Source organism: Marinobacter sp. BW6 (assembly GCF_008107725.1).
Taxonomy (GTDB): domain Bacteria; phylum Pseudomonadota; class Gammaproteobacteria; order Pseudomonadales; family Oleiphilaceae; genus Marinobacter.
Genome location: NZ_VIRN01000064.1, coordinates 1,164,509 through 1,182,602, shown reverse-complemented (window position 1 = coordinate 1,182,602; position 18,094 = coordinate 1,164,509). Strand labels below are relative to the sequence as shown.

The window sequence follows — 18,094 nt, the reverse complement described above, 5'->3', positions numbered from 1 at the left end:
GAGTGTCTTCAGAACGGAGATTCTTCACCGTCGTCTGAGCCTTTCAGCAGTTCGTTTTCTTCTTCGGAATCACCGTCCGAGCGGTAGGATTCGTTCACCTCCATATCGTCTGTGAACAGTGGCTCCTCGGCTTTACCTTCCAGCAGGTATTCGGCGCCTGCTGCCGACATTTTTCGCCCGCTGTGGCCAACGCCGTATACCGTTTGCAATTCCCAGTTGTATTTCGTGTTCAACTTGTCGGCCAGTTCCCTGTTCACCCGGTAAAAGTTCTTGCCCTTTTCCAGACGGTGGGCCCCCTGAGCCTTGGCGATCTCAAGCTGGCTAAGCAGGCGATGGGAAGTGTCGTCATCATCGGTGCCCAACATAATCACCAGGTGATGCTTGTAAGACGCTTTGAGGTCTTCCGGCTCGATACCCGTGTTCTTCAGCCCGTAACGCAGTGGCAGGCTCCAGTCCGGGAACGTATAGGTGCCCGAGTTTGCGGCTATGCCGGTTCCAATCCGGGCCTGGGGATAGAGCATGATCATGCGAGTTACAAACTGAGCCCCGCTGCCATGGCCCCAGATGTCATAGGTTTCGGCGTTAAGGTCAAAATGCTTTTTCAGCTCATCAAATGCCCGCTCGAAGGCAGCAAATGATGTCTGCTCAACGGGTACTCGCTCGCCCTTGGAGGCATCCGTGGAGTCGGAGTCCGGCGTCACCCAGTTGCCGGTTTGATACCCCCAACCCGTGGGAAAGTCCTCGTTCGAAATCTCCGGAGCGACGATCAGTACGCCGTACTGTTTGGCGTAAGCACCCCAGTAGTCACGGTACGTGTCCGCATCACGGCGCCCGCCATGCATTACCATCATGACCCGGGTGTTGGGCGTGATCTGGTCGGGGCGGGAATACCACAGCCTCATATCCACCGGCTTTGCATCAGTGCCGGCGGATACCACGAAAGAGCCGTAGCTCTCAAAGGTTTCCGGCTGGAATAGATCAGATTCGGATTCGTCGCTGTATGCCGTGCTACCAGATTGCACCGAAGCACAACCGGAGAGGGCAGACATAAGCCCTATTAGAAATATGGCGATGAGTTTCATGGCGCAGGTCCTCTGTTTTGTTGTTTGGATCAGGATTTCAGTTGGCTGCCGGCGGCTCTTGCCTTCCAGCACTGAACCAGCGTGTTGTCGATGAGTTCCGGCGCCGGGGCCTGTTCACGGCATTGCTGATCCGCAAGCGGACAGCGTGGGTGAAATGGACACCCGCTGGGCCGATTCATCGGATTTGGAAATTCGCCGGACAAGCCCGGGTCAGGCACGCTCTCGCCCGGAGAAATGCTCAGCGCCGAATCCATCAGCGCATGGGTATAAGGATGCTTGGGGTTGGACATCACCTGGTCACGCTCGCCGCATTCGACGATTTCGCCCAGATACATAACAGCTACCCGATCCGCCATGTGCTGAACAACAGACAGGTTATGGGTAACGAACAGATAGGTCAGATCCAGCTCGTCCCGAAGGTCCAGCAGCAGGTTCAGGATCTGGGCCTGTACGGAAACATCCAGCGCAGAGGTGGGCTCATCGCAGATGACCACCTCCGGATTCAGTATCAAGGCCCGGCCTATGGCGGCACGTTGGCGCTGACCACCGGACAACTGATCTGGGTAACTGTTGAAAACCCGTGAAGGCAGGCCCACCAGGTCCATCATTTTTCGAACCTGCTGATGCTGCTCGTGCTTAGACCCAATACCGTGCACCACGAGTGGCTTGGCGATGATCTCGCCAATGGTTTTCCGGGGATTCAGGGACGAATAGGGGTCCTGAAAAATGGGCTGTATCATGCGGGCCCGTTCCATGGGCGGCAGATTTTCAATCCGCTGACCATTGAGCGTAACAGAGCCCTTAGACGATGCCTGGAGTCCCATGATGGTTCGGGTTAATGTGGTTTTCCCGCATCCGGACTCACCGACCAGCGCCAGTACCTCGCCCTTTTTCAGGGTCAGGCTGACGTCATCCAGTGCCTGCAGCGGTTTGCGCTTGCCGAAGAGGCCCCGTCGCACTGAAAAGGTACAGCTGACGTGGTCCACCGTCAGAACATCTTCCGCCCCATGGCTAGCAGTTTTGCCAGTCGCTTTACCAGGAGCTGACTGCTTGGTTGCCCTGCCCTGATTCGGAATATCCGGCTCGTGGCAGACAAAATACCGGCCCTCATGGAGTTTCTTGGTGGGAGGATTCGTAGTCCTGCAAACATCGGCTGCCCTCGGGCACCGGGAAGCAAAGGCACAGCCAGAGATTTCGCCAGTCATGGCAGGAACGATACCCGGAATGGCCCCAAGCCTTTGCTGACTGCCGCCCTGATACCCCGGCACACACTCCAGCAGCCCTTTCGTGTAGGGGTGGCGAGGGTCTTCGAGTACCTCGGCAGTCTTACCGGTTTCGACAATGTCACCTGCGTACATCACTGCTATGTTGTCGGCGGCTCGCGACACCACGCCCAGATCGTGGGTGATCAGAATCATGGACATACCGAATTCCTGCTGCAACTCCCGCAGCAGGTGCAGAATCTGGGCCTGGATGGTCACATCCAGAGCCGTCGTTGGCTCGTCGGCAATCAGCAACTCCGGCTCGTTCATCAGGGCCATGGCGATCATCACCCGCTGACGCTGACCACCGGACAATTCATGGGGGTACTGCTTAAGCCGGCTGGCAGGGTCTGGCAGGCCTACCTTCTCCAGCAGGTAGATTGCCCGCTTTTCGGCCTCTGCGTCGGATACCTTCCTATGCAGCGTCATGGTTTCCTTGAGCTGCCGGCCGATCGAATACACCGGATTCAGGCTGGTCATCGGCTCCTGGAAAATCATTCCGATGCGCTGGCCCCGGATCTTGCTGGCCAGTTCACGTTCTGTGGCGTGAGTCAGGTCACTGCCGTCAAAGTCGATACAGGACGCCTGGCGCCGGGCAGCCGGTGGCAGCAGGTTCATCAGAGCCAAAGCCGTCATGGATTTACCAGAGCCGGATTCGCCCACAATACCCAGGGTTTCGCCCCGATTGAGCTCCAGGCTGATGCCCCGCACCGCGTGCAGCGTGCTCGAATCGGTCGGAATGTCGACTGACAGATCCTGGATATCCAGAATGGAAGCCGTGCTCATATCAATTCCTCCGATTGGTAACGGTCACGTCCCGCACACCATCACCCAGCAGGTTGATGGCAATAACGAGGATGAATAGCGAGATGCCGGGCAGAATCACCAGCCAGGGCTGGAAGAACATCGCCTGCTTGCCTTCGGCGATCATCAGACCCCAGGACGGAATCGGCGATGGAATGCCCAGGCCCAGGAATGACAGGGTAGCCTCGTTCAGGATCGCCACCGCCACCTCCAGGGTGAAAATCACCATGATCTGGTTGACCAGGTTCGGCAGCACTTCCTTGACCGCAATCTGGAATTTGCTGCACCCCATGGCCTGTGCCGCTGCGACAAAATCCAATTCCCGCATTCGCAGCGTTGCTGATCGCGTGACCACCAGATAAAACACCCAGTGAGTGGCACCAATCACGAAGATCACCACCGTGATCGACTGGCCAATGACGAACACCAGCGCCATTATCAACAGCAGGCTGGGCACCGCCAGCTGGCAAGTCACCAGAAAGTTCACCGCCTGATCCAGCCAGCCGCCGAAGTACCCGGCGAGCAGACCAAGGGTGACGCCGATGATCATGCCAATGGTGGCGGCCCCAATACCGATGGTCATGGAGATGCGAGCACCGTAGATAATGCGGCTGAGGTAATCCCGGCCTAGATGATCAGTACCCAGCAGGTATTCCCAGGTGCCGCCTTCTACCCAGACCGGCGGCAGCATACGCATGGGCAGGTTCTGCAGGTATGGATCATGGGGTGCCAGCCAGGGAGCAAACAGGGCAAACACAGCCATTACCAGCAGGATGCCGAAGCCGATCTTCAGGCCATAGTGGCTGCGGGCGCGCTTGAGAGCTGCCATAGTCGGGCTGAGGCCAAGACCGGCCTCTTCCGACTCGATGTGCCGTTCGTCGGCTGTCAGTTCAGATGGATTCATAGCGTTTCTAGCAGTCATGGTTCACCCCATCCGGATCCGTGGGTCAAGCCAGGCGTTGATCAGATCAGCCGCCAGCGTGAGCAGTACGAACGTCAGTACAAAGATCAGGATCAAAGACTGCACTGTCGGAATGTCCGAGTTGAAAATGGATTCCACGGCCAGGCGGCCAAGGCCATTCATACTGAATACTGATTCGGTCACCACCGAACCACCCAGCTTGTGGCCAAGCTGCACGGCCAGCACACTGACAATAGGCAGCAAGGCGTTGCGCATGGCCTGCTGCAGAATCAACCGGTAGCCCATAAAGCCCTTGGCGCGAGCGGTGCGAATGTAATCGGATGAGAGCACGTCCAGCAGACCAGTTCGGGTCAAGCGCATCACCGCAGGGACCGAGCTGGCCCCGAGTACCAGCGCAGGCAGTACATAGTGTTTCCAGGTGGCATCACCGGACACCGGAAATATCGGAAAGGTCACGGAGAACAGGATGATCAGCATCAGGCCCAGCCAGAAGTTGGGGATGGCCTGGGCCGACACCGCCGTCGACAGTGCAAACCGGTCCACCCAACTGTTGGGTTTCAGGGCTGCACTGATTCCCAATGGCAGCGCGATCAGGATGGTGACCCCCAATGCCGCCAGCGCCAGCACGATGGTGACTTTGGCGTGGTCCTTGATCAGTTCCACCACCGGTTGCTTCCAGAAATAGCTCTGGCCGAAATCGCCCTGAAGGGCACTGCCAAGCCAGTCGGCGTACTGGACAGACACCGGCCGGTCAAAACCGTACTGCTCGCGGATATCGTCGACCATTTCCTGGGGCGCGTCTTCGCCCGCAATGGTCTGAGCGGGGTCCGTCGCAAAATGGAACAGTGCAAACGTGCCGAAAGACACTGTCAGTGCTACTAGCAGGGCCATCAGCCCACGTCGGAGGATGTAATTAAGCATTATTGGTCGCTCCAGCTGGCTTGCCAGAAACGCGGAACACCGTCTTTGGGAACTGAGAACTCAAGCCCCGGCGACAGCAGGTAGTTTTGGCTGTAGGAAAACATGGGAACCCAGTAGGCCTGCTCGGCAATGCGATTCAGGGCCTCACGATAAAGCCGTTTCCTCTTATCGGTGTCGATGGTGCGCTCGGCGGCCAGAACGGTCTCTGCCAGCGCTTCGTCATCGGTGTAGTTGCGGGCAGAACCCTCGGCAAAGTGCACCCCGGTTGAAGCAGAGGCGTCAGCGGTACCACCACTACCGTAGGAGGCAAAGAACGCTTCCATGTCCTTGTCATTGCGGACTTTGGCGAACACATTCAGCTTCACGAACCGAAGATCAACATCCAGACCGATCGCCTTCAGGTCGCTGACCACGGCTTCGGCAATGATCTTTTCCCGGTAGGCCCACAGCTTGAAGGCAAAGCCATCCGGGTAACCGGCTTCTTCCAGAAGCCGCTTCGCCTTTTCAGGATTGTAGGGATAAACCGGGCCGTCACCTTTGCAGCCAAACTGCCGGGGGTGACAGGCATAAGGAACCACCTCCGCACTGCCGCGCACCAGATATCGGGTGATTTCCTCGCGATTGATGGCGTGATTGATCGCCTGACGCACCTTGAGTTTGGTAAACGGGCTTTCCGGGTCTGAATAGCCGGCAGCGTCCAGAGTGATGTAGCCAATGCGAATATCATTGCCTTCCTTGCGCTCGACACCCGGGAGGTGGCTGATGTTGTCGGCCACATCCGGCGGCACGCCCATCATCATGTCGATACCACCACTGAGCAGCTCCGCCTGTTGGGTCCCCTGGTCCGGGATGACCCGGAATATCATGGTTTCAATAGCGGGATTGGCTTTCGGACTGGCCTGGTAGTAATTATCAAAACGCTCAATGACAATTTCCCGGCCGGCACTGAACTCCTTGATCCGGTATGGGCCAATACCGTTCAGCGGTCTGTCTTCGGCCGCGTCCTCCATTCCATCGGCCCCCTCATACGTACCCTTTTTGCGTACAGGGATACTGATCGCCATGTCCCGCAACGCCATTGGATACGGCAGCCGCAGGTTAAAGCGCACGGTTCTCGGGCCGGTCTTCTCAATGCTCTCGAGCCAAGACTGAATCACAGGTCCGCGACTGGTGTCGGACTCTCCATCGAGCACCCATTCAAAGGTATAAACCACATCGTCGGCGGTCAGTTTGCTTCCATCATGGAAAAGCACATCGTCCCGCACGGTGACATCCAGCGTGGTTTCATTGACCCACTCATAAGACTCGGCAGCCAGTGGCTCAAATTCGAGAGACTCTGGGTTCACATAGAAAAGGCCGTCGTCGGTCAGGCGGGAGAGAATCAGTCCCTCACGCTGGATCGAATAGAGCCGGTCGACGGTGGTCAGTGGTTTTTCAAAAGCAACCACCAGCGTGTTGTCGTCCTTGCCTGCGTTTGCGCACAACGGCAAGAGGCCAGCGACGACCACGCTCGTTAATCGGTTTTTGAATGGCACCGGGGTCCGGGTCCTCATCTCTCCTCCTGATTGTCATTATTTGGAGAATCTAACCAACCCACCCTGGCGAGGTTCATTGATGGGCGATCAGTGAATGAGGCCAGTTTAGGGACGGCTAATTGATTTTAAAATTGAATATAAGTCATATTTCTATGCAATTAATGCATCTTTAATCGATGTCGCCAGTCATCACGGCGTGATCGCCCAGAGACTCGCGTACCTGGTTACCAAGGCAACGAACCAGGCTCTTAGTCGCTGGTGTTTCTTCAAAGCCCGGAGGAAAGAGCAGAACAAACTGAAGCCTGTATGTCGGGTTCAGGGGCAGCAGACTGTATCGGCTTTCATCAACCGCCAGTGCTGCCAGTCGGTCAATAATGGTTACGCCAAGCCCCTCTACCACCATCTGGCAGGCCAGCACGCTGGAGGTTGTTTCGATCTTGCAGGTGAGTTCAACGCCAGCGGCATTGAAGATCTCTTCCATCTGAAATCGTGGTCGCAGTCCCGGAGCCAGCGCAATGATGTCGTGTTCTGACATCTGTTCCGGTGTCACGGAATCCAGCTGTTCCAGCGGATGGCCTTTTGGCACCATCACCATGGCATCCGTATCAAAGAAAGGCCTCTGAATCACCGATGGGTGGTTGCAGGGCTTGGTCAGTGCCACCGCAATGTCGTAATGCCTGCCAGCCACCCACTGTTCGATATCACGATGGCCTCGAACGTCTACACTGAAACGTTGTTCAGGATGTTCCGCCACGAACCGGGCAAGCGCCGGAGAAACCAGGCTGTTCGCCAGCCGGGCAAGTGCCACAATCCGAAGGGTACGGGTACCACCATCCTTGATTTCCCTCACGATGCGGGGCAGATCATCGAGGTTGGCCAGAATCTTCTCTGCCTCCTGATAGAACTCCTTGCCTTCAGGGGTCAGCACGAGGCGGCGCTTCTCACGCTTGAAAAGTTTTAGCTTCAGTTCGTCTTCTAATGTGGAGATGAGACGACTGGTTGCCGGCTGACTCAGGTTCATCACAGATGCGGCCGCCACCAAAGAGCCATGTATTACCACCGCACGGAAGCACCTCAACTTCTTGATATTCATAATGATCTCCGGATCACATGCATAAAACGCATATATCTATCTAATGTTTTCAATTTACATAGGTATCAACTGTAGTCGATAACAGGAGGCGTCAACATAGGAAACGCCACTGAGGAATCAGTACAAAACAAAAACCGGAGGCAATATGAGGTTTTCAAAAACACTGCTGGCGGCTGGAATTTTCGGCATTGCGGCATCCCCGGCATCGGCCCTTGAGGTAGAAGTAGGTGGCCAGGTAAACCGGGCAATCATGTACGCGAAAGACGGTTATAATGCCAACGAACTTGGACTTGGATCCGATACCGAGATCTACCATGTAGACAACCGCAATAGCCCCACCAGGTTCAACATTGGCGGCACCCAGCGCATCATTGACGGCTGGACCGCCGGTGCACTGATCGAAGTTGGGGTATTTGCCAACGGATCCAACGATGTGGATCCAGCACAGAAAAACTTCGGCCCGGAGCTGGATGAGCGCGTCACCGATGCCTTTCTGGACACACCCTACGGCAAACTGACCGTAGGCCTCGGTGAGGGCGCCGCCTACAATGCGGGACGCCGGGATTATTCCGGCACAGGCGTGATCAGTTTCCGCAATCCCAGTCTGATTGGTGGCGAACTCCGGTTCGCACTGAAACCCTTCCCGGCATCGTTTCGTTCAAGGCCGAACAGAACCCCACCGGAAATCAATCCCTTTGATGAAGCCAACCCGTTCGGGAACGAAGTAAGCATTTCCGGCAGTATCCGGGATTACAACTTTGAAGGCCGTCATAACCGGATCCGTTACGACAGCCCCCGCATTGGCCCCGTTACAGTATCAGTGAGTGCCGGCCACGACGGCGATGATGGTCAGGACTCAGTTCTCCAGATGGGCGTTAAATCCGGCTTGCGGGTTCCGGGTGGCCGTATGTTGATTGGCGCCGGTTATTCCCGTGCGACTCAGAACGTCGACAACCTCAGCAGTGACGAGCCGGATGTAAACATCTACGGCGGCTCGGTATCTTACTTTCACAGTGATACCGGCCTGAACCTGACCCTGGCTGCAGTAAACCGCGCCCAGAAACTGACCGCCGAGGAAGCGACGGATACCTTTGACGCCACCGATTCGGAACTTGGTCAGTTCCGCTACGTGAAGCTCGGCTACCGTCCTAACAGAACACATGCCTTTGACATTCATTACGGCGAAACCCGGGATCGGAACAAAAATGACGAGAAAGGGTCTGTGATTGGCATGGGTTATGTCTTTAGCCCGACCGACCTGTTTGACGCCTACGCGGGCGCCAAAATCCACAGCCATGAGCGGGCCGAATGGTGCACCACATCAGGAAATACCTGTTATGCCCCGGAGTATGAAGACATCATTCTGGTGACTACCGGCTTGCGGGTGAAGTTCTAGAGCGATCAACACAGCATCTTTGTTGTTGTCTTTTTGCCCCTGCTTGCAGGGGCTTTTTTATGGTAATTTCAGCGAATGACGAACCCTCAACAGACCTCACTCCAAACCCTGCTAGACACCCTTCCCCAGACCGGTCGGGTCGACAGGATCGGAATCCGCCCAGCCCGCGGTGACCAGGTTCAGGCTTGCATGTGAGCAGTGATTACTTGGCGGGAGACTCGCCTGCGCCCCGGTCCGCAACGCCGGAACAAACCTTTTCCGAAGCTGAGGTAGAGCAGGCAATCCGCTCAGGCATTGAGCGCTACTTTGACGACTGCCGGGGCCGAATACCGGCATTCATTGACCGCCATTTCCACTACCCGGGGGCCTTCGCAACCAACCGGATCGCGCTGGGATGGGACATGCTTCGGGCACCCATCAATCTACTGTGGGCACCCGTCTATGCCCTCGCCTGCCTGCTGAAAATCCTCGTTCCCCAACGTTCAGCCCTGCGGTGGCTTCACAAAGTGGCCAACCGGGTACCCGCCGGTCTTACCACTCAGGTACAACAGCACATCTCCCACCTGATTCTGGTAGAGCTTTTGAACAATGGCCGGGAAAAACCGCTGCTGGAGAGCTACCTGATTGAAGAATTGGAAGCCGTTTATGAGCGCCATAACTGCGAGCCGGTCGATCATCAGCAGTTCAAAACTCTGATCGAACCGCTGGTGGCAGACACACTCAGTCAGTACAGGGTGACCCGCACGGCATCAGCCGATATCACCAACAGCATCACCTGTACGGTGTTGGGGGCGTTCGCCTTTCAGAAGTTCACCCCCGGTGGAATCGGGCTTGGGGTCATGCTCGCATCCGTGCTTGCCAAGACTCTGGCCGCCAGGGATTTCATCCTCGGTGAGACCATTGGCGGGTGGTATTACAGCGTGTTTCCACCAGAGCCTTCCGCGCTGACCACGGCCAGCGTCATGCTCGCCGTCATGGCCGCACTGGCGGCGTTCGCAGCTTTATCCGGTATGATTTTTGATCCCATTCAGGCGGCGCTCGGCTTGCACCGAAGGCGTCTGCACAAACTGCTGGATCATCTACAGAGAGACGTCACGCTCAGTACGCAAAGCAGCTTCCGCCCGAAAGACCAGTTCATAGCCCGGGTTCTGGACACCTTCGACATGATCAAAGCAGGTTTACTCTAGTTGACGGATCGCCCTGCGGGGTCCTCACTATAGGAGTTACTATCTTCCGGAGGAAAGGGACATGAAGTGGATTGTGATCGCAATAATCGTCGCGGTAGTAGCCATCTGGCTATATCGGGGCAAGCGCAAAAACGTCGTTGAAGATCCTGATGTGAAAACATTCGATGAGAAGGACTATTACCTTACATCGAATGATAACGCCTCAGATGACGAGTCCTCTCCAGATCAAAGCAATCCTCGCCACTGAGTTGCGTTCTATCGTTACTTTTTCAGGCTAATCTGCTTTGAACCCGTTGGGGCAATTTGTCCGCTTTTACCTTTGCCGACATATTCAACGGATCCCCCCGCCTTTAAAAAAGCAGCGGTCTGTTCCTCAATCGCGGCGGACGTCAGAGTTACTTTCTCGGGTTTCTTGCTCATAGTAATATCCAGGTCAGGATGGCTTCATTAACAACATAAGCCCGCCAGTATACCCGAAATGGCGAAAAATTGTTCGATTTCTGTAGATCAGAGGACTTCACCGCATGGAAACCGCTGACATTTTCCTGGCGCTGCTGTTCGGTTGCATCGGTTTCGGGTATTTCATGTACGGGCGGCGCATGAAAAACATTGTCATCCGATACTGCGGCATTGCCATGATTCTTTATCCGTATCTGGCGAGCAGCGCCTGGGAGATGTTGGCGGTGGGTGCTGGGCTGATGGTGGTGCCGCGGTTTATCGAACTCTAATGGATACTCCCTTACTGTCCCTACACAAACACCCCATAAAGTTGCGCATACACGATCTGCGTGCCAATGTTGAAGGACATCTCTCGTAAGGAGGATAGGACATGCTCTATTGGGCTATCGTCTGTCTGGTAATTGCGATCATTGCGGGTGTTCTTGGTTTTGGAGGTATTGCAGGGACGGCCGCCGGCTTTGCGAAGATACTGTTCTTCATCTTCCTGGTATTGCTGGTCGTGTCACTGATCGTGAACGTCTTCCGCGGCAAAGGACCAAAAGTCTAGCGGGCGGCCAAGACGCTATCGCCTATATCGTTTTCCGCAGGAGATTCGGTATGTTCGAAAGCGAAATCCCACCAATGGACATATTGGTCCGGCTGGTGATGGCTGCAGGACTGGCCCTGCTACTGGGGCTTGAGCGGGAATTGCGCGGCAAGCCCGCAGGCCTGCGCTCCCACATGCTGGTCTCAGTAGGTGCTTCCGCATTCATCCTGATTGGCCTCCACATCCTGATGACAACGGCCGAAGGCGACCCCTCTGCCCGGATAGACCCGTCGCGGATCGTTGAAGGTGTGATCGGCGGTATCGGTTTCCTTGGTGCCGGTTGCATCATTCAAAGCCGGGGCAACGTTCAGGGCATTACCACCGGTGCCTCCATCTGGATTTCCGGAGCCATCGGGGTCGCATGCGGTCTCGGCACCCTGGTGCTTGCCAGCATGGTGACCGTTTTGGCACTCATCATTATGGTGGTGCTTGGCCGCTTTGAACGGAACGTCATTGAGGAATGAGCCCGGAGTTTTGAAAAGCTCAATCAGCGGCGGGCAGACTCCCACCCAGCATGTTTTCGATCACCGCTGCGTTGTAGAAAGTTTCAACGCACTGGATTTTTTCCTCTCGCACACGAAACCAGATTGCCAGGCGCACATCTCCGATCGGCTCGAAGTAGGTACGGTAATCGAGGATCGCAAACACGTGCTCGCCGTCGGCACTTAGCTGCCGAAGAACCAGGTCTTTCTGAATGGCAAACATACCGAACTGGTAGGCCAGCATGTCGTCCCGGCTGAGAAAACGCATATTCGGCCCCACGTATTCAAAGCCCTCTTCGGCCAGCAGGTCCTTGGCTTCATCCAACCGTTGGGCGCGGATGTTTTCGACGAACTGAGCCACAATTTCCTTTGGCTGCATGAACATTCTCCAAAATCAGGGACTGACGATGTTGATTGCTCTCGCTACCTTAAAAAGTAGCTCATCTGGCGGTGCAACAACATGAACCTGAGAAATGCCGTAACAAAACGCCTATTCGATTGTCAGAACACCCTAAAGCCGCTCAATGGCCTTGAGCAGAGAACTGAAAGCTTTCGAAAAGCTGCGCTCAGCCAATCGGTCCATTATCCGACCCAGAACGGGCACCTGCACGTGCCCTTCGGAAACCCAGGTCACCCGGGTTTGTTCGCCCTCGGGCTTTAAAATAATCTCCCCCTTCGTGTGCTGAACGGCGAATGGGCTCGATTTTTCAATTTGATAGTGCATCCGGTTTGGCCTCTCAAACTGCGTAATACGCTCAGTCAGTTCAAGCCGGCCTGCTCCAATAATTCTCAGGGCGCCGGTGCCATTTTTCTCATGCTCCCCTGCCTCAATCAGCAAAGACTTGCTAACCCCTGGAAAGCGATCGTAACGGGCATGGTCGGAAATGGCCTCGAAGACAGTCTCGATATCCTTTCCAAGAACCCGCTCAACGTGAATGCGAAACATAGCTACTCCTTAAAACCTGGGCTGACAGACAAGATACGCTTACGCGTCATCAAATGAATGGGTTTTCCTCGTTTTTTTGATACCGTTTCCAGACCATTCGGGAAACTGCTGGAGGTGGAGCATGACTAAATACGAACTCGGGTCGCAGAAAGTGACAGACACCTGATCATGCAGAAGCCCAAGCGCATCTACCTCGCCGGACCCGAAGTTTTCTTCCCGGCCGAAGAACATCGGGCCATTGTCGACGAGAAAAAACGCCTGCTACGAGAGGCTGGGCTTGAGGGCGTAGACCCGCTGGACACCGAACTGGTGTTTTCAGAGGATGCGGCCAAACAGGACCGAGGACACCGGATCTACCACGCCAACCGCGACTTGATGGACAGCTGTGATGCCATCATCGCCAACCTCACGCCCTTTCGCGGCATCAGCGCGGATCCGGGCACCGTGTTCGAGGTAGGCTATATGATCGGCCAGGGCAAGTCCGCCTTCGGATTCACCCTGGACAGCCGGCACTACCGGGAACGCACAGGCGCAGCCGATCTGGACGATCCGGACCACTCCATTGAGGATTTTGAGATGAGCGACAACCTCATGATTGAGGGCGGAATCAGGGACTCCGGTGGCCAGCTATTGGTGGCCGCCGAGCCAGGCGAACACCGGTTTTTCTCAGCAGAAGTGTTCCGTCGCTGTGTTCGGGCGCTGGTCGATGCCTGAACCTGCAGGCCCTGAAAGCCAGAACCGTCGAGATCGGAAAAGCTTGCCTCTAGGGAACCCGTGAATACGCAGGCCTTATCCGATTCATGGCGATCCGCGCATCATCCGGCTCTGCCCGGATCGGGCGTTTCCTCATTAAGCCAGGTACCACAGTATTTACAATACCTGGCATCTTTTTCATGCCGATGCTTCCCGCATCCCGGGCATGCTTCATCGGAATAACGTTCCGCACGCAGGGCGCGAATCACTTCCGCGGAAAAAACGCCAACGGGAAGCGCGATAATCGAGTACCCCGTCAACATGATCATCATGGAAATGAACTGACCCCAGGCGGTCACAGGCGTTATATCGCCATACCCCACGGTCGTCAGTGTCACGATTCCCCAATAGATGGATTTGGGTATACTGCTAAAGCCCGCCTCGGCCGGTTCAATAAGATAGAGCAAAGAAGAGAAGATGGTCACCAGCATCAACACTGTGAACAGAAACAGCAGGATCTGATGCCGGCTACGAATCAGGGCATCCATCAGCAGGCGCCCCTCCCCCACAACCGTCATCATTTCCAGTACCCGGAACAGGCGCAGCGTCCGCAGAAGACGCACAACGACGAGGGTCTGGGCACCCGGGAACAACAGCGCCAACCAGGTAGGCAAGACAGCCAGAAAGTCGATAACGCCGTAAAAGCTTTTGAGATAAAGCTTTGGTTTTTCCAGGCAATAAATGCGCAGGGCTAGCTCAAGGGTGAACAGCAGTGTTATGCCCCATTCCACCGCATAAAAAAGATCACCGAAGCGAGCATGATATTCCGGAACACTGTCCAGGAGAATAATCCCCACGCTGAGGAATATCAGCAACGCCAAGAAAATATCAAAACCTTTGCCCAGCCGGGTATCTGACTCGAAAATAACCTGAAACAGACGCGTTTTAATCCCCAGACCGCCGGGTTTTATAGTCGCCAACTAAGCTCTCCCTTGGCTGTATTTTCAATCTGTCCCATTTCGTCCAATCACCAGATCTCAGAACACCCCCGTCTCCGCCAGCTGCCGGATGATCTGAATGGTTTCTACGTCTGTGGCCACATAGGCCTGGTGGAGGTATTGGTCATAGGGCATCGCATCAGCGGTGTTCTCGATGCTCGCCGTGTGATAGCGAAAGCGAACAAACAGCGACTCAGGTTCCGGCTCCTCAATATCCATGACAAGTGTTGCAGCTGGAACGGTATGAGTTGGCTGAGTTTGATACTCGATCCTCGTCTCATGCCAGAACGTGATTTCGTCAACCACCTCCAGCCCCGGCAGCTGCAGGCACCGTTTCATATAGGCCGGTTCCTGCTCTAGAATCTCGTAATCGTCAACGCCCACCAGGAACTTGTCTGGGCGCCGGGCTCGAAGTACCAGGCCTTCCCATACTTGAAACCGAGTCAGAATCGGTAATTCCGGCTTGGTCAGGTCGTTTATCTGAACGATGTGCTCAAAGGTCACTTGTCCTCCAGTTTTTTGGCTAGCAGTACTCCCCATTCAGATCCGGCACAAAATCGATACCTAGCCCGTAATTCTCCAGAATTCCGCAAAGCTGCCCGTCCTTGCGAATCTTCTTGAAACCACGATCGAAAGCCTCCGCAATCGCATTTGATCGTTCCCGGTCCTCCGGGGAAAGAGCCAGGTATCCGCGATGACGTTCATCCAGACAGCCGGCATTCACCAGACCGACGCGATTCTGGCCGGATTCAAACAGAAGACGATCATCCAGAAGCGCATCAACGCGCCCCCTTCTGACAAGTTCCCTAAGTCGATTGGAGACGTCCTCTCCGCCTATCAGGATGGCTCGCTCACCCTGATGATCAGAAATATAAGCGTCCATCTCCTCTCCGTAGGTGTAGCCGGAAGTGGCCACGAATCGAATGTCCTTGAGCGAATTCAGCCCATCATAACGGCGAGGCTCATCCCCCGAAACGTAAAAGCAATATTCGGTCTGCGACACTGCGTAGGAAGGAAAGACAAAATCAGGGGCCTCTCCCTTGAACGAAGGCAAAATGGCATCGACACGACCAGCTCTTACCTCAAGAAGGGCCCGGTCGTACGGCAGATTTCTATATACAACCTTGTGCCCTTCGGACTCCAGCGCTGCACGGGCAATATCAACGGCAAAGCCCGAAAGTGGTTGGGTCGAATTGCAGGCGTAGGGGCACCAATACCCCGGCGCGGCGATAGAAATCGTGAGCGATTCTCCCGCCGGTGCGTTAGGCCATGCTGGCGAAAGCGCCAATGCCCAACAAGCCCCTATCAGAACTTTAGCGGCAACTTTCATCGCTTTGCTGTCTTTCCGAGGAACACAGAAATAAGAGCCAAGCACTTCCTCCCGTCTTTGCGGTTTGCCCCGAAAGACTGCATTTCGATTTAATCTCAGACTAGATCATCAGGCATAGTGCGTCTAATCCTTCGAATCTCAATTAATGGCGTGCGTCCCTTCATTATGACGAGCAGGACGATCAAAATTGACCGAAACAGCATCAGGCGTTCGCAGAAGCTTCCCCGGTTTTTAATGCAAGAAACGCAATGCCATGAATCACCGCAACACAAAGACTAAAAGAAGCAGACATAAGGTGATGTTCACCGCCCAGACGATCAAAGAAACCCGTTTCCGCAGACTCGCATGCTTGGTTGGATTAGTCATAGTTGAACCGCTCAGACAGGATACGGTAAGAGGGCGTGCCCCTCTTAATCAGGTGATCTTCAACGATATCCATCATGATCGACGGGCCGCACATCACAAAGACCCATTCATTGATCTCTTGGTCTGAAAAGACACGATCCATCAGCGCTGCATCGATGAAACCTGTCTCTCCCTGCCAGGTTTCGGGCGGCTCTGACAGCACATGAACCACGTCCTGCTCCCCCAACTCCTCACGATAGGCAATCTGGTCGATCAGCCGATTTCCATAGATCACCCTTACCTTGCGCGAATCGCCGGTGAGGCGCATTTGCCGAAGTATACCCAGCAGCGGAGCAAGGCCAACGCCACCTGCGATGAGAGCGACCCCGGGTTCAGTGCGACCATCGACAGACAGATTGCCATAAGGGCCGTCAACGTAGGCGACTGTACCCGCCTCTATCTGGCCTACTGTTCGCGTGAAGTCGCCAAGCTCTTTGATCATGAAAGATACTTCAGCCCCGGACGCCGGTGCCGAGCAAATGGAGAACGGGTTTTCCTTCATCGAGAAGGTGCTGTGACCGACATTCAGCCAGGCGAATTGCCCGGCCTGGTATTCAAGCCCCCTATGACCTTCGGGTTTTACGGTCAACTCCCATTGCTTTGGCGTCAACTGGACGACCGAGGCGACGCGCCAGGGACGAGCTTTCTGCCAAAGGGGAACCAGCAGGTAAACCGTAAGCAATGACCCAACAGCTACCCCAGTCATTGCCAGCCACACCCAGGTCATCACTGGCTCCGATCCATAACGCCCGCCATAGACGGTGTGGTGCAACAGAAGAACCGCAATCAAAAGTGCGCCGATCCCATGCAAGAGGCGCCATGTCTCGTATTTATAGTCCAGTTGGGTGCGCCCGATTGCCATAACAACAAGGCCTGCAAGAAGCAGATAGGCGACAATACCTGTCGACAGATCGGCAAAGTCGGTCGTGATCGTCAATTGGCGCGTTGGGTCCCAGGGGCGCTGACCACCTGTCGGAGTTCCCTGGTAAAGGAACGGATGCAACAGAGCAAAGACCAGAGCTGTGCGGGCCATGATCTGGTGAAACCTCATGGTCACATCCATTCCGACGCCATTTGAAATGGCTTTGAAACGGCCGGACAGGATGAACTCCATGAGAATCATCGAGAAGGCAAGGATGCCAAGACCAGATGCCAGTTCCTGATGGAACTGGCGTGGCGGTCCGCCCACCCACGCGGACAGGATCAGCGGCAATGTGACAGCAACAAGGTAAACAAGGATCAAAAAGAGCGGTTTCATCTGTCCAGCCTGATTTACTTCCCCTGGCCTTGCAATCTAGTCTTCCACGCAGCCCCTGGCAACGCGGTCGCATAGAACACCCCCTGACTCTGCAGGATGTGTTTAACTATAGCCCTAGTCAGCAGAGGACAGATTTCCGTGCCCCCTAAGTCCTGGGTCAGCCATTTTCGGCCTCAAAAAATACCGTTCCGGCGCCGATGCGCTCGCGCTTCTGTTGCGTTGATCTCTCGAAAAACAGAAGCCGGCGGCAAGGAGTTGCTCTTTATCCAGCGAGCCCGGCGGGAGGGTGATCCCTGGTCTGGCGATATGGCGTTCCCCGGTGGCCGACTGCAACCCGAAGACGCGTCCGCCCGGGCCGCTGCCGAGCGGGAGACACTGGAAGAAACCGGCATCGACCTCAGCCGCCACGGCCGCTATCTGGCGCGGTTATCAGACCTGATTACCCGCCATCACAGCCGTTGGCGCCCGATGGTAGTCACACCCTATGTGTTCGAATGGCGGGGGCCAAAGGCCGTCTCGCCCAATCATGAAGTCGAGCGGGTGGTTTGGGTCCCCCTGGACTACCTCGCTGCCGGCGAGAACCAGAGCCAACTCCCCTGGCGCACTCCGCTCGGTACATTGAACCTGCCCTGTTGTCGCTACCGGGATTCGTGCATCTGGGGGCTGAGCTACAGCATGTTGCAGGAGTTGTTGGCGATGGCTCCCGAAACGAGACGTTAGTTGGAATCATGAGTC

Annotated in this window: 20 protein-coding genes and 2 pseudogenes; 8 read left to right on the top strand and 14 right to left on the bottom strand. The window is 55.5% G+C overall.

The window, feature by feature from the left end:
- Positions 1 to 8: 8 nt before the first annotated feature.
- The 7 genes and pseudogenes from FMN52_RS14065 to FMN52_RS14040 form a co-directional block, all read right to left on the bottom strand.
- Entirely contained in the window at positions 9 to 1,082 is a 1,074-nt protein-coding gene (locus FMN52_RS14065) for a hypothetical protein (protein ID WP_162851873.1), read from the bottom strand.
- Between the two features lie 29 nt (positions 1,083 to 1,111).
- A pseudogene (locus tag FMN52_RS20145) lies at positions 1,112 to 2,077 on the bottom strand (oligopeptide/dipeptide ABC transporter ATP-binding protein); the annotation flags it as partial.
- 93 nt (positions 2,078 to 2,170) lie between these two features.
- Positions 2,171 to 3,130, bottom strand: a pseudogene (locus tag FMN52_RS20140) (ABC transporter ATP-binding protein); the annotation flags it as partial.
- Between the two features lies 1 nt (position 3,131).
- A complete protein-coding gene (locus FMN52_RS14055; RefSeq protein WP_148609207.1) occupies positions 3,132 to 4,052 on the bottom strand; it encodes an ABC transporter permease in 921 nt (306 codons plus the stop codon).
- 21 nt (positions 4,053 to 4,073) lie between these two features.
- Positions 4,074 to 4,991, bottom strand: a complete 918-nt coding sequence (locus FMN52_RS14050; protein ID WP_148609206.1) for an ABC transporter permease — start codon at positions 4,989 to 4,991, stop codon at positions 4,074 to 4,076.
- Positions 4,991 to 6,544, bottom strand: a complete 1,554-nt coding sequence (locus FMN52_RS14045) for an ABC transporter substrate-binding protein (RefSeq protein ID WP_148609205.1) — start codon at positions 6,542 to 6,544, stop codon at positions 4,991 to 4,993. Before FMN52_RS14045 ends, FMN52_RS14050 begins: the two co-directional genes overlap by 1 nt.
- Before the next feature lie 151 nt (positions 6,545 to 6,695).
- Entirely contained in the window at positions 6,696 to 7,619 is a 924-nt protein-coding gene (locus FMN52_RS14040) for a LysR family transcriptional regulator (protein WP_148609204.1), read from the bottom strand.
- A 145-nt stretch (positions 7,620 to 7,764) separates the two neighbouring features.
- On the opposite strand from FMN52_RS14040, the gene FMN52_RS14035 reads away from it, so the two are divergent.
- From FMN52_RS14035 to FMN52_RS14025, 3 genes are all read left to right on the top strand, one after another.
- Positions 7,765 to 9,015, top strand: coding sequence for a porin (locus tag FMN52_RS14035; RefSeq protein ID WP_148609203.1), 1,251 nt, complete (start codon positions 7,765 to 7,767; stop codon positions 9,013 to 9,015).
- Positions 9,016 to 9,206: 191 nt separating this feature from the next.
- A complete protein-coding gene (locus tag FMN52_RS14030; protein WP_240339484.1) occupies positions 9,207 to 10,202 on the top strand; it encodes a DUF6635 family protein in 996 nt (331 codons plus the stop codon).
- Positions 10,203 to 10,263: 61 nt separating this feature from the next.
- A complete protein-coding gene (locus tag FMN52_RS14025; protein ID WP_148609202.1) occupies positions 10,264 to 10,449 on the top strand; it encodes a hypothetical protein in 186 nt (61 codons plus the stop codon).
- Positions 10,450 to 10,463: 14 nt separating this feature from the next.
- Here FMN52_RS14025 and FMN52_RS19865 read toward each other — a convergent pair whose 3' ends face one another.
- Positions 10,464 to 10,622, bottom strand: a complete 159-nt coding sequence (locus FMN52_RS19865; RefSeq protein ID WP_162851872.1) for a hypothetical protein — start codon at positions 10,620 to 10,622, stop codon at positions 10,464 to 10,466.
- 104 nt (positions 10,623 to 10,726) lie between these two features.
- On the opposite strand from FMN52_RS19865, the gene FMN52_RS14020 reads away from it, so the two are divergent.
- From FMN52_RS14020 to FMN52_RS14010, 3 genes are all read left to right on the top strand, one after another.
- The gene (locus tag FMN52_RS14020) at positions 10,727 to 10,930 is read left to right on the top strand and encodes a hypothetical protein (RefSeq protein ID WP_148609201.1); all 204 of its coding nucleotides are present in this window, start codon (positions 10,727 to 10,729) and stop codon (positions 10,928 to 10,930) included.
- A gap of 101 nt (positions 10,931 to 11,031) precedes the next feature.
- The gene (locus tag FMN52_RS14015) at positions 11,032 to 11,208 is read left to right on the top strand and encodes a DUF1328 domain-containing protein (protein WP_014578073.1); all 177 of its coding nucleotides are present in this window, start codon (positions 11,032 to 11,034) and stop codon (positions 11,206 to 11,208) included.
- Positions 11,209 to 11,258: 50 nt separating this feature from the next.
- Positions 11,259 to 11,711, top strand: a complete 453-nt coding sequence (locus FMN52_RS14010) for an MgtC/SapB family protein (protein ID WP_148609200.1) — start codon at positions 11,259 to 11,261, stop codon at positions 11,709 to 11,711.
- A gap of 19 nt (positions 11,712 to 11,730) precedes the next feature.
- Here the strand turns inward: FMN52_RS14010 and FMN52_RS14005 are convergent, their stop codons facing one another.
- Positions 11,731 to 12,108, bottom strand: coding sequence for a nuclear transport factor 2 family protein (locus FMN52_RS14005; protein WP_148609199.1), 378 nt, complete (start codon positions 12,106 to 12,108; stop codon positions 11,731 to 11,733).
- A 132-nt stretch (positions 12,109 to 12,240) separates the two neighbouring features.
- Positions 12,241 to 12,675 carry an SRPBCC family protein gene (locus FMN52_RS14000; protein ID WP_148609198.1) on the bottom strand — a complete coding sequence of 145 codons (435 nt, stop codon included), beginning with the start codon at positions 12,673 to 12,675 and terminating at the stop codon, positions 12,241 to 12,243.
- Positions 12,676 to 12,843: 168 nt separating this feature from the next.
- Between FMN52_RS14000 and FMN52_RS13995 the strand changes: the two genes are divergently transcribed.
- Positions 12,844 to 13,389: a nucleoside 2-deoxyribosyltransferase gene (locus FMN52_RS13995; RefSeq protein ID WP_148609197.1), complete on the top strand. Its 546-nt coding sequence runs from the start codon at positions 12,844 to 12,846 to the stop codon at positions 13,387 to 13,389.
- A gap of 101 nt (positions 13,390 to 13,490) precedes the next feature.
- Here FMN52_RS13995 and FMN52_RS13990 read toward each other — a convergent pair whose 3' ends face one another.
- From FMN52_RS13990 to FMN52_RS13975, 4 genes are all read right to left on the bottom strand, one after another.
- Positions 13,491 to 14,348 carry an ion transporter gene (locus FMN52_RS13990; protein WP_148609196.1) on the bottom strand — a complete coding sequence of 286 codons (858 nt, stop codon included), beginning with the start codon at positions 14,346 to 14,348 and terminating at the stop codon, positions 13,491 to 13,493.
- Between the two features lie 57 nt (positions 14,349 to 14,405).
- Positions 14,406 to 14,870 carry an AtaL-like protein gene (locus tag FMN52_RS13985; RefSeq protein ID WP_240339483.1) on the bottom strand — a complete coding sequence of 155 codons (465 nt, stop codon included), beginning with the start codon at positions 14,868 to 14,870 and terminating at the stop codon, positions 14,406 to 14,408.
- A gap of 19 nt (positions 14,871 to 14,889) precedes the next feature.
- The gene (locus FMN52_RS13980; RefSeq protein ID WP_148609194.1) at positions 14,890 to 15,696 is read right to left on the bottom strand and encodes an ABC transporter substrate-binding protein; all 807 of its coding nucleotides are present in this window, start codon (positions 15,694 to 15,696) and stop codon (positions 14,890 to 14,892) included.
- 358 nt (positions 15,697 to 16,054) lie between these two features.
- Positions 16,055 to 17,359: a ferredoxin reductase family protein gene (locus FMN52_RS13975; protein ID WP_148609193.1), complete on the bottom strand. Its 1,305-nt coding sequence runs from the start codon at positions 17,357 to 17,359 to the stop codon at positions 16,055 to 16,057.
- Between the two features lie 138 nt (positions 17,360 to 17,497).
- Between FMN52_RS13975 and FMN52_RS13970 the strand changes: the two genes are divergently transcribed.
- Positions 17,498 to 18,079: a CoA pyrophosphatase gene (locus tag FMN52_RS13970; RefSeq protein ID WP_148609192.1), complete on the top strand. Its 582-nt coding sequence runs from the start codon at positions 17,498 to 17,500 to the stop codon at positions 18,077 to 18,079.
- The last annotated feature ends 15 nt before the right edge of the window (positions 18,080 to 18,094 follow it).

Bases quoted from the DNA above. Each gene is read 5' to 3' on its own strand.
- FMN52_RS14065 (WP_162851873.1), bottom strand. From the start codon at position 1,082: ATGAAACTCATCGCCATATTTCTAATAGGGCTTATGTCTGCCCTCTCC.
- FMN52_RS14055 (WP_148609207.1), bottom strand. From the start codon at position 4,052: ATGAATCCATCTGAACTGACAGCCGACGAACGGCACATCGAGTCGGAA.
- FMN52_RS14050 (WP_148609206.1), bottom strand. From the start codon at position 4,991: ATGCTTAATTACATCCTCCGACGTGGGCTGATGGCCCTGCTAGTAGCA.
- FMN52_RS14045 (WP_148609205.1), bottom strand. From the start codon at position 6,544: ATGAGGACCCGGACCCCGGTGCCATTCAAAAACCGATTAACGAGCGTG.
- FMN52_RS14040 (WP_148609204.1), bottom strand. From the start codon at position 7,619: ATGAATATCAAGAAGTTGAGGTGCTTCCGTGCGGTGGTAATACATGGC.
- FMN52_RS14035 (WP_148609203.1), top strand. From the start codon at position 7,765: ATGAGGTTTTCAAAAACACTGCTGGCGGCTGGAATTTTCGGCATTGCG.
- FMN52_RS14025 (WP_148609202.1), top strand. From the start codon at position 10,264: ATGAAGTGGATTGTGATCGCAATAATCGTCGCGGTAGTAGCCATCTGG.
- FMN52_RS19865 (WP_162851872.1), bottom strand. From the start codon at position 10,622: ATGAGCAAGAAACCCGAGAAAGTAACTCTGACGTCCGCCGCGATTGAG.
- FMN52_RS14020 (WP_148609201.1), top strand. From the start codon at position 10,727: ATGGAAACCGCTGACATTTTCCTGGCGCTGCTGTTCGGTTGCATCGGT.
- FMN52_RS14015 (WP_014578073.1), top strand. From the start codon at position 11,032: ATGCTCTATTGGGCTATCGTCTGTCTGGTAATTGCGATCATTGCGGGT.
- FMN52_RS14010 (WP_148609200.1), top strand. From the start codon at position 11,259: ATGTTCGAAAGCGAAATCCCACCAATGGACATATTGGTCCGGCTGGTG.
- FMN52_RS14005 (WP_148609199.1), bottom strand. From the start codon at position 12,108: ATGCAGCCAAAGGAAATTGTGGCTCAGTTCGTCGAAAACATCCGCGCC.
- FMN52_RS14000 (WP_148609198.1), bottom strand. From the start codon at position 12,675: ATGTTTCGCATTCACGTTGAGCGGGTTCTTGGAAAGGATATCGAGACT.
- FMN52_RS13995 (WP_148609197.1), top strand. From the start codon at position 12,844: ATGCAGAAGCCCAAGCGCATCTACCTCGCCGGACCCGAAGTTTTCTTC.
- FMN52_RS13980 (WP_148609194.1), bottom strand. From the start codon at position 15,696: ATGAAAGTTGCCGCTAAAGTTCTGATAGGGGCTTGTTGGGCATTGGCG.
- FMN52_RS13975 (WP_148609193.1), bottom strand. From the start codon at position 17,359: ATGAAACCGCTCTTTTTGATCCTTGTTTACCTTGTTGCTGTCACATTG.